General features: G+C 36.9%; 13 protein-coding genes. 8 read left to right on the top strand and 5 right to left on the bottom strand.

Going from position 1 to position 15,696, the window contains the following annotated elements; translation table 11 throughout:
• Positions 1-77 precede the first annotated feature (77 nt).
• Positions 78-1,712 carry an ABC-F family ATP-binding cassette domain-containing protein gene (locus P7V56_RS06700; RefSeq protein ID WP_171222375.1) on the bottom strand — a complete coding sequence of 545 codons (1,635 nt, stop codon included), beginning with the start codon at positions 1,710-1,712 and terminating at the stop codon, positions 78-80.
• Between the two features lie 278 nt (positions 1,713-1,990).
• Between P7V56_RS06700 and P7V56_RS06695 the strand changes: the two genes are divergently transcribed.
• Positions 1,991-3,214 carry an MFS transporter gene (locus P7V56_RS06695; protein ID WP_171222374.1) on the top strand — a complete coding sequence of 408 codons (1,224 nt, stop codon included), beginning with the start codon at positions 1,991-1,993 and terminating at the stop codon, positions 3,212-3,214.
• A gap of 6 nt (positions 3,215-3,220) precedes the next feature.
• Here the strand turns inward: P7V56_RS06695 and P7V56_RS06690 are convergent, their stop codons facing one another.
• The 4 genes from P7V56_RS06690 to P7V56_RS06675 form a co-directional block, all read right to left on the bottom strand.
• Complete coding sequence (locus P7V56_RS06690) at positions 3,221-3,520, bottom strand: hypothetical protein (protein ID WP_171222373.1); 300 nt, start codon at positions 3,518-3,520, stop codon at positions 3,221-3,223.
• Position 3,521: 1 nt separating this feature from the next.
• Positions 3,522-3,737: a putative signal transducing protein gene (locus P7V56_RS06685; protein ID WP_171222372.1), complete on the bottom strand. Its 216-nt coding sequence runs from the start codon at positions 3,735-3,737 to the stop codon at positions 3,522-3,524.
• Positions 3,738-3,776: 39 nt separating this feature from the next.
• On the bottom strand, positions 3,777-4,391 hold the full coding sequence (locus tag P7V56_RS06680) for a DEAD/DEAH box helicase (protein ID WP_171222371.1): 615 nt from the start codon (positions 4,389-4,391) through the stop codon (positions 3,777-3,779).
• 71 nt (positions 4,392-4,462) lie between these two features.
• Positions 4,463-5,626 carry a sigma-54-dependent transcriptional regulator gene (locus P7V56_RS06675; protein WP_171222370.1) on the bottom strand — a complete coding sequence of 388 codons (1,164 nt, stop codon included), beginning with the start codon at positions 5,624-5,626 and terminating at the stop codon, positions 4,463-4,465.
• Positions 5,627-5,911: 285 nt separating this feature from the next.
• Between P7V56_RS06675 and panB the strand changes: the two genes are divergently transcribed.
• The 7 genes from panB (at position 5,912) to ypfJ (ending at position 15,638) form a co-directional block, all read left to right on the top strand.
• Positions 5,912-6,730, top strand: coding sequence for a 3-methyl-2-oxobutanoate hydroxymethyltransferase (gene panB, locus P7V56_RS06670; RefSeq protein WP_171222369.1), 819 nt, complete (start codon positions 5,912-5,914; stop codon positions 6,728-6,730).
• Between the two features lie 75 nt (positions 6,731-6,805).
• Positions 6,806-7,159, top strand: a complete 354-nt coding sequence (locus P7V56_RS06665; protein ID WP_171222368.1) for a four helix bundle protein — start codon at positions 6,806-6,808, stop codon at positions 7,157-7,159.
• 28 nt (positions 7,160-7,187) lie between these two features.
• A complete protein-coding gene (locus P7V56_RS06660) occupies positions 7,188-7,880 on the top strand; it encodes an RluA family pseudouridine synthase (RefSeq protein ID WP_171222367.1) in 693 nt (230 codons plus the stop codon).
• 82 nt (positions 7,881-7,962) lie between these two features.
• Positions 7,963-9,309 (top strand): DUF5723 family protein, encoded by a 1,347-nt coding sequence (locus P7V56_RS06655; RefSeq protein ID WP_171222366.1) that lies wholly within the window; start codon positions 7,963-7,965, stop codon positions 9,307-9,309.
• A gap of 59 nt (positions 9,310-9,368) precedes the next feature.
• Positions 9,369-10,700 (top strand): aldehyde dehydrogenase, encoded by a 1,332-nt coding sequence (locus P7V56_RS06650; RefSeq protein WP_171222365.1) that lies wholly within the window; start codon positions 9,369-9,371, stop codon positions 10,698-10,700.
• 108 nt (positions 10,701-10,808) lie between these two features.
• Positions 10,809-14,768 (top strand): PAS domain S-box protein, encoded by a 3,960-nt coding sequence (locus P7V56_RS06645; protein WP_171222364.1) that lies wholly within the window; start codon positions 10,809-10,811, stop codon positions 14,766-14,768.
• Between the two features lie 12 nt (positions 14,769-14,780).
• On the top strand, positions 14,781-15,638 hold the full coding sequence (gene ypfJ / locus P7V56_RS06640) for a KPN_02809 family neutral zinc metallopeptidase (protein ID WP_171222363.1): 858 nt from the start codon (positions 14,781-14,783) through the stop codon (positions 15,636-15,638).
• Positions 15,639-15,696: the final 58 nt, after the last annotated feature.

The following is a 15,696-nucleotide window of genomic DNA, read 5'->3' as shown; positions in this document are numbered from 1 at the left end:
ATTAATGTTGGCAAACCCGTCAAGTTCTATGAATTTGGCGGGTTTTGTTTTTATATTGATTGACTGAATACAGAGTTCTACTTCTCTATCTCTTTCAAACTCTCCATTTTCTTGTGTGCCAAGAACCCTTTGATGTCTTCAAAATGTTCTTTTACTCTTTTGTTCCCGAATTCGAATACTTTTTCGGCCAAACCGTCTAAGAAATCACGGTCGTGAGATACTAGAATTAAAGTTCCGTCAAAGTCTTTCAACGCTTCTTTGATGATATCTTTAGTTTTCATATCCAAGTGATTGGAAGGCTCATCCAGAATTAACAAATTTACCGGTTCCAACAACAATTTGATCATGGCCAAACGCGTTTTTTCGCCACCCGAAAGCACTTTGACTTTCTTCTGAATATCATCACCTTGGAACATAAAAGCACCTAAAATATTTTTGATTTGCGTGCGTACATCGCCTACGGCTATATTGTCTATCGTTTCAAAAATCGTAGCGTTCTCATCTAATAATGACGCTTGATTTTGGGCAAAATAACCAATCTGTGCGTTGTGACCAACCTCAACACTACCGCCATTGATTTCAATTTCCTTCATGATGGCTTTGATCATAGTTGATTTTCCTTCTCCGTTTTTCCCCACGAAAGCTACTTTCTGTCCGCGCTCAATCACCATGTTAGCATCTTTAAAAATCAGATGATCACCGTAAGATTTCTCCAAATCGCGCACAATTACCGGATATTGTCCGGAGCGAACTGAAGGCGGAAACTTCAACTTCAAAGCCGAAGTATCGATTTCATCAATTTCTACCGGAACCAATTTTTCCAACATACGAACCCGCGATTGCACTTGTTCGGTCTTCGAAAAAGTACCTCTGAAACGTTCAATAAAAGCTTGGTTCTCGGCAATAAATTTTTGTTGCTCGTCATAGGCTTTTTGCTGGTGAATGCGTCGGTCTTTGCGCAGTTCTAAATAATGTGAGTATTTGGCTTTGTAATCGTAAATTCTACCCATCGTAACTTCAATAGTTCGATTGGTAATATTATCTACGAAAGCTCTATCGTGGGAAATCACCATCACCGCTTTGGCCTGATTGATTAAGAAATCCTCCAACCACTGAATACTATCCATATCCAGGTGGTTTGTCGGCTCATCTAATAGAATTAAATCGGGTTGTTTTAATAATATTTTGGCCAATTCGATACGCATTCTCCAACCTCCTGAAAACTCAGATGTTGGGCGATTAAAGTCTTCTCTTTCGAATCCTAATCCTTTCAATACTTTTTCTACCTCGGCTTCGTAATTGACTTCTTCAATTGAATAATATTTCTCGCTTAATTCAGAAACGCGCTCAATTAATTTCATGTACTCATCGCTTTCATAATCAGTGCGAATAGTCAACTGCTCATTGATTTCGTCGATTTCGGCTTTCATTTTGAAAACCTCAGCAAAGGCTTTCGAAGCTTCTTCCATCACGGTACAATTGTCGGCAGCCAACAAATGTTGCGGCAAATAGGCAATCACCGCTTCTTTCGGAGCCGAAATGTTTCCTCGAGAGGGTTTGTTTTCACCGGCTACAATTTTTAAAAGTGTCGATTTTCCGGCACCGTTTTTACCCATTAAGGCAATTTTATCGGTTTCATTAATGGCAAAAGTTACTTCGCTGAATAAAGTAGTACCGCCAAATTCAACGGCTATGTCGTTAATTGTAATCATTTATTTCTATTTAGCCTCCGGCAGTTAGCTTTTAGCAGTTAGCTTTAAATCCATATTCTATTTTTAGCTTTTTGTTAGTAGCTGATGCTAATAGCTGAAAGCTATTTTTTTGAAGGTGCAAAGATAGTGTAAATATGGAATCGAAGATTTGAAATTTGAGATTAAAAAATAGCTGATTAACATTAAAAATTAATAACAATAACGTTGTAATTCATCAAGAACGAAGGCTGACAAAACTTAATGTGTATTTTTGCATTCTACAAACACAAAGTTCAGCTATGCCTTTAATAGATTATAGTTTTTTAGCCAAAATTTTACCCAAAGCCAAGATTAACAAAGGTTTTAGAAAAACCAAAAAATCTTATCTCAAAAGGGTTAGATTAGCTACTTCTCTGTTTTTCTTTGGGATGGGATTCTGTTTTTCAACTTGGGCCAGCCGAATCCCGGATATCAAATCGATATTACAATTAAGTGAAGCCGAATTAGGAACGATGCTTTTTGCTTTACCGATTGGACAATTGATAGCGATGCCGTTTACAGGTAAAATTGTAACAAAATATGGTAGTCGAAACATCTCCATTTTAGGACTATTCCTTTATGCCTTTTGTTTGATTTTTATAGGATTGGCTAGCCAAACTTGGCACTTAGCAATCGGATTGCTTTTGTTTGGTTTCTTTTGTAACTTCTGCAATATAGCGGTGAATGCACAAGGGGTTTATACCCAACAGTTGTTTGACAAGCCGATTATTGGCTCGTTTCACGGTTCTTGGAGTTTGGCCGGTTTTTTTGGGGCACTGGTTGGGCTACTTATGCTGACTTTTGAATGGACTCCATTCCAACATTTCACCGTAGCCTTTGGGTTGGTTGTGATAATTTTATTGACCAATTACAAATACCTCATTATTGCCAAATCCAAGCCGGAAGAAGAAAAATCGAGTTATTCCTTTTGGAAAAATCCCGACAAAACATTGCTGTGGTTGGGCGTAATTTGTTTTTGCGGTATGGCGAGCGAAGGCATTATGTTTGATTGGAGTGGTGTATATTTCAAAGAAATTGTCAAAGCGCCGGGCGCATTAGTGGTTTTGGGTTACACCACTTTTATGATCAGTATGGCTTCGGGAAGATTTTTGAGTGATATTTTGGTAGCTAAATATGGGGGCAAAAAAGTCCTCATCATCAGCGGCTTAATCATTTCGACCGGATTATACATGGCGGTTTTATTGCCTTATTTGATTCCGTGTATGATTGCTTTTATGTTGGTTGGTTTTGGGGTTTCCAATGTCGTACCGATTATCTTTAACGTGGCCGGAAATAATGAAAATGTCCCAACGGGTATCGCCTTGACGATAGTAACGAGTATCAGTTTCCTCGGATTTTTAATCGGGCCGCCGCTGATTGGTTTTATAGCCGAACTAACCAGTTTAGAATATTCCTTTGCGGTGATTGGTGTTTTTGGCGTATTTATTTCAATACTGGTAAGCCGATTGAAAATATTTAAATAATCAAGATTATTGAAAATCAAGCGGTTCATATGCTTCATAAACCGTATATTCCAGCGTATCTTTATCCAACAAATACAAGGTTCCGAAATAGCAACCCAACAAATAAAAAGAATCTAATTTTTTGTTGGCACTGATTTTCACTTCAAAATTATTTACGATATCAATATTTTCGAAAGTGATGGTGTCTCCTATATTAGTTCCGGTTTTATATTCCCAAGTGCCGGCCATTCTACCGGGTAAAAACAAGAATCGGTCGAAAACAAAAACGACTAAGAAAAAAAGTGCTATTTCAACCGCTTTTCTCAATTTAAATGCTTAATCGAAAATCCTCAATTACCGGATTGGCTTTGCCGAAATCAACTTCCTGAATAAACAATTCCACCGGTTTTACGGTTTGAATACTGGGCAATACATTCGCCTGATTGTTATCCCGAATTACCACATTGATATTGGCTTCTTCGAGTTTTTCTTTTAAAGTGACAGCGAGAATTACATCGCCTGAAAATATTTTGATTAATCCCATTTTTTTGAATTACGAATTACGAATTATGAATTATGACAATTATTCTTCTATCTCAAAGAAAGTAGGTTCTATCATGACTTTATCTGCCAATACTTCTACCCTTTCGGTAATTTGGGAACAAAAAAATAAGCGTTGGGTTTTCTCGATACTTTGCGACAAGCGAAGTACTACCGCATCCATTCGATTTCTGAATAAAATATCGGCATCGTCTACTACAAACATCTTGATGGTGTTACTGTTAAAACCTGCAGAAGCAAACATCGCATTGATTTTGTTGGGTGTTCCGATTAATATATCCAATCCCATAGATACTATATTTTTATCATAATCGATATCGCCTTTGTCGTGTACCCCAAAGATACTCAAGTCGTGATAGGTTCCGAGTTTCAGAAACATTTCTTCCATTTCTAAAACGCGTTCTTTGTTTTCCACCAAAATCAAAGCGCGAGTACTTTCACCAACCGATTTTTCCAATCGTTGGATAACATTCAACACTATAGTCGTCGATTTCCCTGTTCCTTGGGGTGATTGAATTACCGCATCGGCACCGCTTTTAATGGTAGAAAAAGTTTCCTGTTGCATCTCATTGGCTTCGGTTAAACCGTGTTCGATGAGTGCTTTTTGGAGGTTTGGGTTTATTTTTTTTAGGTTCATTTTTTTTAGCTTTTAGCTTTTAGCTTTTAGCTTTTAGCAAAAGAAACTCGCTAATCGCCGACAGCTAACTGCTATTTAGAGGCAAACAATTTAACATCCATTTCTGAAATCTCGCTTCCACCTAGGATAATTAATCTTTCCACCACGTTTCTTAGTTCTCGGATATTACCGGTCCAATCGTATTCTTGCAATAATTTGACCGCGTCTTTGGAAAAAGATTTTGGTGCATTCCCTTGCTCTTCAGCAATTTTTACAGCAAAATGTTCTATCAATAACGGGATATCATCGCGTCTCTCGTTTAGTGAAGGTACTTTGATTAAAATGACCGCCAAACGATGATACAAATCTTCTCGGAAACGACCTTCGGCGATTTCTTTTTTCAAATCTTTGTTGGTTGCCGCTACGACACGCACATTGATTTTAATATCTTTATCGGCGCCGACTCTTTGAATCAAACTCTCTTGCAACGCACGCAATACTTTAGCTTGAGCTGACAAACTCATATCGCCGATTTCATCTAAGAAAATCGTTCCGCCATCGGCAGCTTCGAATTTTCCGGCCCTATCTTTCACCGCGGATGTAAAGGCACCTTTTACGTGACCGAACAATTCGCTTTCAATTAATTCAGATGGAATAGCGGCGCAGTTGACTTCAATCATTGGCGCATTGGCTCTTTCGCTTTTTTCGTGTAATTGATGGGCAACCAATTCTTTTCCGGTGCCGTTAGGTCCGGTAATTAAAACCCTGGCATCGGTTTGGGCAACTTTATCAATCATTTGTTTGATGTGATTGATGGGTTCGCTCTCACCAATAATTTCGTAGTTTTTGGAAACCTTTTTCTTTAGAATTTTATTTTCTACGACCAATTGCTTTTTGTCCAGAGCGTTTCGAACGGTATTTAATAATCGATTTAAATCGGGTGGTTTTGAGATGTAATCGAAAGCACCTAAACGCATGGTGTTAACTGCAGTTTCTAAATCTCCGTGACCGGAAATCATCACCATCGGGATTTCAGGTTTGATTTTTTTGACAGCTTCAAGTAGCTCTTCGCCGCTCATTTTGGGCATTTTGATGTCACACAACACTAAGTCGTAGTCTTCGCTTTTAATTTTTTCAAAACCTGTTTTTCCGTCTTCGGCTTCTTCAACGGTATAAGTATCGCTTTCTTCGGTAAGTATTTTGATCAATACTCTTCGGATGGTGGCTTCGTCTTCGATGATTAGTATTTTAGGCATTTTTAAGTTGATTCGGTTATTTGGTTATTCGTTTATTTGGACGATTTATGATTGACCTTTTTAGCCCTGATTATTTGAAATTAAAAGGAGGACAGCCGGTGGCTGTCAGGTATTTTTTGTTTCAGCAAAAATAAATAGGCAAAAACCGAATGTCAACTGGACATTCTCATCTTAATATCAAACCAAATCAGTTTTGACAAAAGTAGTATAAAATCACATTAACCGTCTTAATTTTGTTACATCAAAAATAGATTTAATACTTTTACAACTTCAAAATAAACCATTATGTCTACTGCAAAAAAAGATTACAAAAGAATTACAACCAAGTCATTGTTTGACATGAAAGCCAATGGCGAGAAAATATCGATGCTGACCGCTTATGATTATACCATGGCAAAGATTGTAGATACCGCCGGTGTTGATGTAATTTTGGTGGGTGATTCTGCGAGTAACGTAATGGCAGGTCACGAAACAACTTTGCCAATCACTTTAGACCAAATGATTTATCACGCATCTTCTGTGGTGAGAGCCATTGAAAGAGCTTTGGTGGTAGTTGATTTGCCATTCGGAAGTTACCAATCTGATCCAAAAGAAGCCTTGCGTTCAGCCATCAGAATCATGAAAGAAAGCGGCGGTCATGCGGTAAAATTAGAAGGTGGAAGTGAAATCAAAGAAAGTATTAAACGCATTTTGAATGCCGGAATTCCGGTGATGGGCCATTTGGGTTTGACGCCACAATCGATATACAAATTCGGAACTTACACCGTTCGTGCCAAAGAAGAAGCCGAAGCCGAACAATTAATTGAAGACGCCAAATTGTTAGAGAAACTAGGCTGTTTTGCTTTGGTTTTAGAAAAAATTCCGGCATCATTGGCTGAAAAAGTAGCCAAAACCATTTCGATTCCGGTTATCGGTATCGGAGCCGGTGGTGGCGTTGACGGACAGGTTTTGGTGATTCACGATATGCTTGGTATGAATAATGAATTCAGTCCGCGATTCCTAAGACGCTATATGAATTTGTATGAAGGTATGACAAAAGCTATCGGACAATATGTTGAAGATATAAAATCACAAGATTTCCCGAATAAGAACGAGCAATATTAATTAGACTTCTTAGACAAGTTAGATTGTTAGACTTCTTAGATAAGTTAGATTGTTAGACTTCTTAGATAATCAGATATGCATAGATATAAGGAATTGGAGATTTGGAAGAAAAGCAGATTATTTTGTTCTCAGATTTATGCTATAACCTCTAAATTTCCTAGTGATGAAAAGTTTGGTTTAACCAATCAATTGCGTCGTGCATCAGTTTCTATTCCATCGAATATCGCTGAAGGTTCTTCAAGAAGTTCAAATAAAGATTTTTCCAGATTTTTAGAAATTGCCATTGGTTCAGCTTATGTAGTTGAAACACAACTTTTAATTGCTTCTGATTTAGGCTTTGTCAATACTGAAGAATTAGAGATTATTGCTAATGAGTTAAATGAAATTATCAAAATGATTTCTCGATTCCGCACGACTTTAAAAATCTAACCTTTCTAAGAAGTCTAAAATGTCTAAAATGTCTAAGCTAGTCTCAAATAAAGATAACCTCAAAGTGCTTCACGAAGACAATCACATCATGGTGGTGAACAAACGCGTTGGCGATATTGTACAAGGAGACAAAACCGGAGACAAACCGCTGTCTGAAGTTGTTAAAGAATACATTAAAGATAAATACAATAAACCCGGCGAAGTCTTTTTGGGTGTGGTTCACCGCTTGGACCGGCCAACTACCGGCATAGTGGTTTTTGCGAGAACAAGTAAGGCGTTAACGCGTTTAAACGAATTGTTCAGCAAACGAGAAACCCAAAAAACTTATTGGGCTGTGGTGAAAAACAAACCGCCAAAGACAGAAGACAATCTAGTTCATTTTCTGAAAAGAAATGAAAAAAACAATACTTCTAAAGCACATCTTAAGGAAGTGCCTGAAAGCAAAAAAGCGAGTTTGGATTATAAAATCATCAAAGAACTCAACAACTATTTTGTGTTAGAAATCAACCTACACACCGGAAGACACCATCAAATCAGGGCGCAATTATCGGCTATAGGTTGCCCTATTAAAGGCGACTTGAAATATGGCTTTGACCGCAGTAATCCTGATGGTGGCATTCACTTGCATGCCCGAAAGTTGGTTTTTATCCATCCGGTTACCAAGGAAACCCTGGAAATTATTGCACCAACGCCAAATGAAGTTATTTGGAATGCTTTGTAAACTAAATTGACTATTTTTACGTTTATAATGTAGTTAGGGTTTTTAAAAACCCAACTGTTATAAACCTAAATCAATCTTACCTATGAAGAAAATCATTTTAACTGCAGGTCTGTTAATTGGGCTAAATACTTTTGCCCAAGACCATTATTCGGGAATCAGTACTTCTAACCGAGTTGGTATTTTGAATGCCAATATTAATCCGGCCGAGTTGGCCAATTTGTCTAAAAAATTTGAGGTCAACATTTACGGTTTAAGTTTTAATGTGGCTAACAATAAAATTGCTTTCAGTGATATTTCCTCAGATGCCGATTTTGAGACATTGATTTTTCAGGGAACCAGTCCGGTAAACGCCCGAATTGATGCCGAAATTAACGGTCCGGGATTGGCTATTCGTTGGCAAAAATGGGGTTTTGCCATTACCACTAAAGCCCATGCCAAGTTTGATATGGTAGATATCGACCCGACTATCGGAAATGCTATCACCAATGACAATATCATTCTGAATACAACGCTTTTGAACAATCCTAATAATCAAAGATTGAGCGGTACTTCTTATGGAGAAGTGGGTTTGTCGGCAGCAAGAACTTTTTTTGAAAATGACAACCATAAATTCAGTGCCGGCCTTACTTTGAAAATATTATTCCCGGGTTCGTATTCTAACTTTGGTTTGAGCAATTTAGACGGAACAGTTACCGAAAATGCAACCGGAGCTTATTTGACTACCAATTCGCCGGCAACTTTAAACATAGCCTATTCCGGAAATTTAGCGGATAGTTTTACCAATTTTGACGATTACAGTAAATCGATTTTTGGCGGATTGAACGGTTTTGCCGGAGATATCGGTTTTAATTACCAATGGAAAAAAGGGAAAGATTATAAATTGAATGCCGGTTTATCAATCAGAAACATTGGTAGCATGACTTTTAAAGACAATAACAATTCGTCGACTAATTATGTTTTGAATATCCAACCCAATGCCCAAAACCCACAAGGTTTAGACTTAAGCTCGTTTGAAAACGTAGAAAATTTAAGCGATGTTGAACAAATCTTATCCGACAGTGGTTACTTAACTCAAACTAGCGGACAAAACGATTTCAAAGTCAAATTACCAACTGTACTTTCTACCTACGTCGATTTCAAATTGGTACCAAAATTATACGTAACGGCTTATTTGCAACAAAAAGTCAATGAAGATTCCGATAATGACCAAATCACCGTGCCGAATATTTTCAGCATAACCCCAAGAGTAAACTTAGGTTTCTTTGAAACTTATGTTCCGGTAACTTTCAATGAAATTTCGGGAACCAATGTTGGTTTGGGCTTCAGATTGGGCGGTTTCTATTTGGGTACAAGTTCATTGGTCACCGCTTTGGTAAGCGACAGCAAACAAGGCGATATATATACCGGATTCCGCTGGGCATTTTTGTAATAAAGAATTGTACTTTTCTGATTAAAAATCCTATATTAGCCTAGCTAATAAAACTTGTCATGATTTTTAAAACGGATTTGAATTACAGAAAACAATCGTTACTGAAATTACTGCTGACCGTTGAAAATAAAGAAGCAGAAATCATTCAAGCTTTACATGATGATTTCAAAAAACCGGCATTCGAAGCGGTCGCTACCGAAACAAGCTTTATTGTTTCCGAACTCAAATACACGATCAAGAATCTTAATCTATGGGCAAAACCTCAAAGGGTTTTGCCTTCTTTTTTGAATTTCCCCTCGGCCGATTATCTTTACCCGGAACCATATGGTAAGATCTTGATTATCGCTCCATGGAATTATCCCTATCAATTAGTTTTCGCGCCCTTGATAGCCGCCGTTGCTGCAGGAAATCAAGTGGTGGTTAAGCCTTCGGAATTAACGCCCAATACTTCCAAAGTCATTGCTGAAATTATCCAAGCAACCTTCGAAGAAAATCACGTGCAATGTGTTTTAGGCGGCATTGATGTTTCTCAAAATTTATTGTCCCAGCGCTGGGATTACATTTTCTTTACCGGAAGCGTAACTGTAGGTAAAATTGTCGCCAAAGCTGCAGCAGTTCACTTAACACCGGTTACTTTAGAATTGGGTGGAAAAAATCCGTGTATTGTTGAGGCCACAGCTAATTTGAAATTGGCGGCCAAACGCATAGTTTGGGGCAAGTTTTTGAATGCCGGACAAACTTGTATCGCTCCTGATTATCTTTTGGTCGATCAAAACATCAAACCAAAACTGATTGAGTATTTAAAAGAAGAAATCACGCTGGCTTATGGCGAAAACCCTCAAAAATCTCCGGATTATCCGCGTATCATCAACGAAAAAAATTGGAGAAGACAAATATCGCTTTTAGAAAACCAAGTTGTTCTTTTGGGTGGAAAAACTTCGGCTGATGATTTTTATGTGTCGCCAACCTTACTCGATGAACCTTCACTCGATAGTTTGGTAATGCAAGAAGAAATTTTTGGCCCGATATTACCAATTCTAGGATATAAAACCGAAGCCGATTTGGAACGAATCATTACCCGATATGAAAAACCGCTTTCGCTGTATTTGTTTAGCCAAAACAAAAAATTTGTGGAGAAAATATTGGCTCAATATTCCTTTGGCGGAGGTTGTGTTAATGATACCTTGATTCATTTTGCCAACAAACGACTGCCTTTTGGCGGTGTTGGTCACAGTGGTATCGGTGCTTATCACGGCAAACGAAGTTTTGAATTGTTTTCACACCAAAAAGCCATTGTTAAAAAAGCCAATTGGCTCGACATTACGATTAGATATGCACCTTACAAAGGTAAATTAGGCACCTTAAAAAAATTATTAAAATGGTTTTCCTGAATATGTTTTTAAAAAGTAAACAGTGTTTTTATTTTTGTGTATATTGTAATGCGAAAGTTATAAAATTTAAAATCTAAATCGTTTAATTGGTTAAATATCTACTGTACCTTGAATTCTCTTTTCTCTTTTGCCAATGTTAATAGCTATCTGATAATCTGTTTGTTGCTGATTATTTCATTGTTGTTTTATATCGCCATTCACAAAACTTTACAAAAGAAGTTAAACCTCAGTAAGAAATACTCGGAATTTGAACCCAAAGAAGAACAATTCAGAATTTATTGTCTCTTTTTCGGGATTACTATTCCTTTGGTAGAAACCATTGTTGATGTATTTGAATTGCGAGACACACACCAAGTTGGGATTAATTTTAGTGTCGGAGCGCTGATGTTGCTGTGCTATTTTTTATGCAGCAAGTATGACTATTTTTATAAAAAGATAACCATTATTTTTCCTTTATTCTATCTAGGTTATTTTTGTTTTATCGGATACAATTTATTCTTCGAATCTTACGAACTAATATCATATGTCAGCTTTATTGTTGCCTTTTTCTTATCCTACTTCGTCTTAAAAAATATTCTTCAATATTGGATATTTGTATTGTCAATTTTTGCTTTTTTAATCTACAGTTATCAAACCGAATTGATTGAAAGTACCTTGACTGTTTTATTGGTTTGCACTTTTCTTTCCACAGTAGCCATCCACATTTCAAGACATTTGGCCTTATTGGAAACCAAAAACAAATTCCTCTTTTCAGACATTATCGTCAATAACGGAAACTCGCTGATTATAACCACCAACAGAAAAGGAGAAGTCTCTTTTTGTAGTGAATCTGTTGAAACCATTTTGGGATATACTGTAGCAGAAGTATTAGGAATGGGCTATTGGAAACTAACCGAAGATCCGGAATTTATTGGCGAAGCTTACCACAATACATTTATTGATGATCGTTCTTACATACGGAAATTAAAGTGTAAAAACGGTGACTATAAGTTCATTCAATGGAAAGACAAAAAATATTCTGAAGATGTTGTAATCGGTATCGGACAAGACGTTACGGAGCAAGTCAAAATAAAAGACCAATACCGGAGTTTGATAGAATCGGCAGCCGATTTAATCTATGAAATCGATTTGAATGCTGTAATAACCTATGTCAATCAATTTGCCGTAAAAACACTTCACTACGAGAAAGAAGATATTTTAGGCAAACATTTCTCCAATTTTGTCAGAGCAGATTATTTGGATTATGTAACCGATTTTTATACCGAAATTCCAAAAGAAACCCAGGAATACAATGATTTGGTCTTTCCATTGCTTAAAAAAGACGGCGAAACCATTTGGGTTTCCCAAAAAGTGACTTTAAAGAAAAATGATTTCGGCGAAGTTATAGGCTATTCGGCCATTGCCAGAGACATCACTTTGGTTAAAAACCTTGAAATTGAACATTACAATCGAAGCAAGAAAGTTAGAATACACAATGAAACTTTGAAAGTTTTAACGTCACAAAGCTATTCTAACAAAGACACTTTTAGCGGAATTCTCAAAAACATCCTCAAAGTTGCTGCCACAAACTGCGTTATTGAAAGGGTTGGTTATTGGTCTTATATTCCTGAAGGGCTAAAATGTGAAAGCATATATTATCTTAAAAGTGACCGGTTTGAAAAGAACTTTTTCTTAGCCAATGAGAGTTATCCCAACTACTTTGAAAACATAGAAACCGGAATGCAGATTGTAGCCTCTAACGTTTACAACAATAGTATTACCCAAGAACTATGTTATGACTATGTTCCCAAAAACGATATCATGTCGTTGTTGGATACTCCTATTTTTATCAATGGTAAAATCATTGGAATATTGTGTTTCGAGAAAACGGATACTGCTTTTGAATGGGACAATGAAGACATCAATTTTGCTCGTTCTATAGCCGATTTAATAGCCATTGCCATTGAAGCACAATTACTATTAGAATCAGATAAAAAACTTTCCTATAAAAGTGAAATCCTGACGGTAATTAGTAAAAACATTGATAAATTCTTGCTCAATAAAAATACAGACGACATCCTTAAAGGCATAGTAAATGAAATTGGTACCGTATTAAAAGTAGATAAAATATCCTTCTTTGCCAAAAACGAAAAGGAAACCATTTACTATCAAAAACACCGTTGGATTGCTGCCGAAAAAGGGTTTACAGAAACCAATGAAAAACTGCAAAACATAACTATCGATTTGCTATCGTTTGTATTAAAACAAATGGTTGAAAATTATTATTACGCCGCCATAGTCAGAAAAATCAAAGATGAAACCACCAAAAACTTCTTAGAAGCCTTTGATATAAAATCAGTTTTGTTTCTGCCGATTTTTGTCAAAAATGAATTGCACGGTTTTTTGGTTTTTGACGACTCAACTCTTGAAAGAGAATGGTCTATCGATGAAATTACGATACTGCAATCATTGGCTAATAATATTTCTTCTGCATTTGAAAGAAATATTAATGAAGCCATCATCAAAGAAAGTGAAGAAAAGTTCAGTCTTTTGGCCAATAACATTCCGGGAACTGTACATCTTTCCAGATATGATGAAAAATGGTCTAAAATTTACCTCAACGACCAAATTGAAAAACTCACCGGTTATCCCAAAGAAGACTTTCTGCAAAACAAAATGTTCTACATCGATTTGGTACATCCCGATGATATAGCGGTCGTTAGAGAAAAAGCCTATGACTTGTTTAAAAACAAACAGAAAATCCATTTAATCTATCGAATCATCAATAAATTGGGGCAATATGTTTGGGTGGAAGAGTTTGGCGAACCTATTTTTAAAGACAATCAAATTGTTTACATAGTTGGGATTTTTATCGATATCACTTCCCGTATGGAAGCTGAAGAAGCCATCAAAGCCAAAAATTACGCCGAAGCCGCCAACAGAGCTAAATCAGAATTTTTAGCCAATATGAGCCATGAAATCAGAACACCGCTAAACGGTATCATCGGATTTACAGAGCTTTTGATGAACACCAACCTGGAAAGTATTCAAAAAAAATACATGGATACCATCAACCAATCGGCCATTTCTTTGATGGAAGTCATTAATAATATCCTCGATTTTTCTAAAATTGAATCGGGTAAATTAGAGCTCAACATAGAGAAAATAAACATCGCTGAATTATTGAATCAAGTAGTGGATTTAATACAGTATGAAGCAAATCTTAAAAAATTACAACTCAATTTGACCATTCAAAAAGAAGTACCGAAATTCATCTGGGTTGATTACATTCGCCTCAAACAAGTCTTAATCAATTTGCTGAGCAATGCGGTTAAATTTACCGAAAAAGGCAGTATTGATTTATCAGTAGCGGTTTTTAAAAACATTGATCAAGACAGTATCCAACTACAATTTGCGGTCAAAGACACAGGAATCGGCATCAAAAAAAGCAACCAATTAAAAATATTTGAAGCTTTTTCTCAAGAAGACAATTCAACTTCCAAAAGGTTTGGCGGAACCGGTTTAGGCCTTTCCATTTCTAACCAACTTTTAGAACTTATGAACAGCAAGTTGGAATTGACCAGCGAACCAAATAAAGGAAGTGAATTTAGTTTTGTTTTAGATGTCACCTATTCCAATCAATCTACTGAAAACAACAAATCACTCGACAAATCGGCTAAAGCAAGTCACAACACTACTGTGATTTCTACAGCAGGTAAAGTAATTTTTATTGTAGAAGACAATAAAATCAATATGCTTTTGGCCAAAACATTAGTCAAACAAATTTTGCCTAATGCTCAGATTATAGAACTTGAAAACGGAAAAGAAGCTTTTGAAAAAGTACAAACTTTAATCCCGGATTTAATTCTAATGGATATTCAAATGCCGGTGATGAATGGGTACGAATCAACATTAGCCATCAGACAATTACCCAATACCGCCAATATTCCGATTATCGCTCTAACGGCCGGTACCGTCATCGGGGAAAAAGAAAAATGTCTCGAAAATGGCATGAATGACTACATTCCTAAGCCAATAGACAAAGAGTTGTTGGAAAAAATTATTCGAGATTTAATGAAGTTAAACTAAACTCAACATAATATGAAATGGCAAAGAAAAGACAGTGGTAACTTTGAAGACCGCAGAGGTATGTCGGGCGGAGGAAAAGCCCTAATTGGCGGAGGTGTTATTGGTATTGTAGTTTTGTTACTCCAAATGTTTGGAGGCGAAACCGGTCAAACCATCGGCAATATCATCCAGCAAACGCAAGGAACAGAAACACCTACAGAAGGAACAAAAACCCGTGAATTATCGGCTGAAGAAAAAGAATTAGGCGATTTCTCCGAAGCTTGTTTTGTTTACAACAACGAGACATGGGCCAAAATTTTCCAAGAAAACAACATGGATTTTGAAGAACCGGGCATGGTTTTATTTGATGACGGCGTAAGCACCGCTTGTGGCAGCGCAACTTCCGCTTCGGGACCATTTTACTGTCCGGGCGACAAAAAAATCTATATGGATTTGCGTTTTTTTGAAGAATTAAAAACAAGATTTGGCGCACAAGGCGGCGACTTTGCCATCGCGTATGTGATTGCCCACGAAATGGGACATCATTTACAAACCATTTTGGGAACTTCGGGCAAAGTACGTCAACTGCAACAAGGAAAAAGCGAAAAAGAAGCTAATAAATTATCAGTATGTCTCGAACTGCAAGCCGACTTTTATGCCGGTGTTTGGGCACATTATAACAAAAATTTATTGGAGGAAGGCGATATCGAAGAAGCCTTGAGTGCCGCTCATGCCGTAGGTGATGACGCTATTCAAAGTAAAATGCAAGGTCATGTTCAACCCGATAGCTTTACTCACGGAACTTCTGAACAAAGAATGTACTGGTTTAAAAAAGGCTATAATTCAGGCGATATTAAACAGGGTGATACATTTTCAGCGCTTTTGGATTAAAATAATGCAGTATTTAGAAGCAAAAATCACAATTCAAAAATTATAGGTATTCTTTTTT

It is taken from the genome of Flavobacterium sp. IMCC34852 (assembly GCF_030643905.1).
GTDB lineage: Bacteria > Bacteroidota > Bacteroidia > Flavobacteriales > Flavobacteriaceae > Flavobacterium > Flavobacterium rivulicola.
This window is presented reverse-complemented; position numbering and strand designations above follow the sequence as displayed.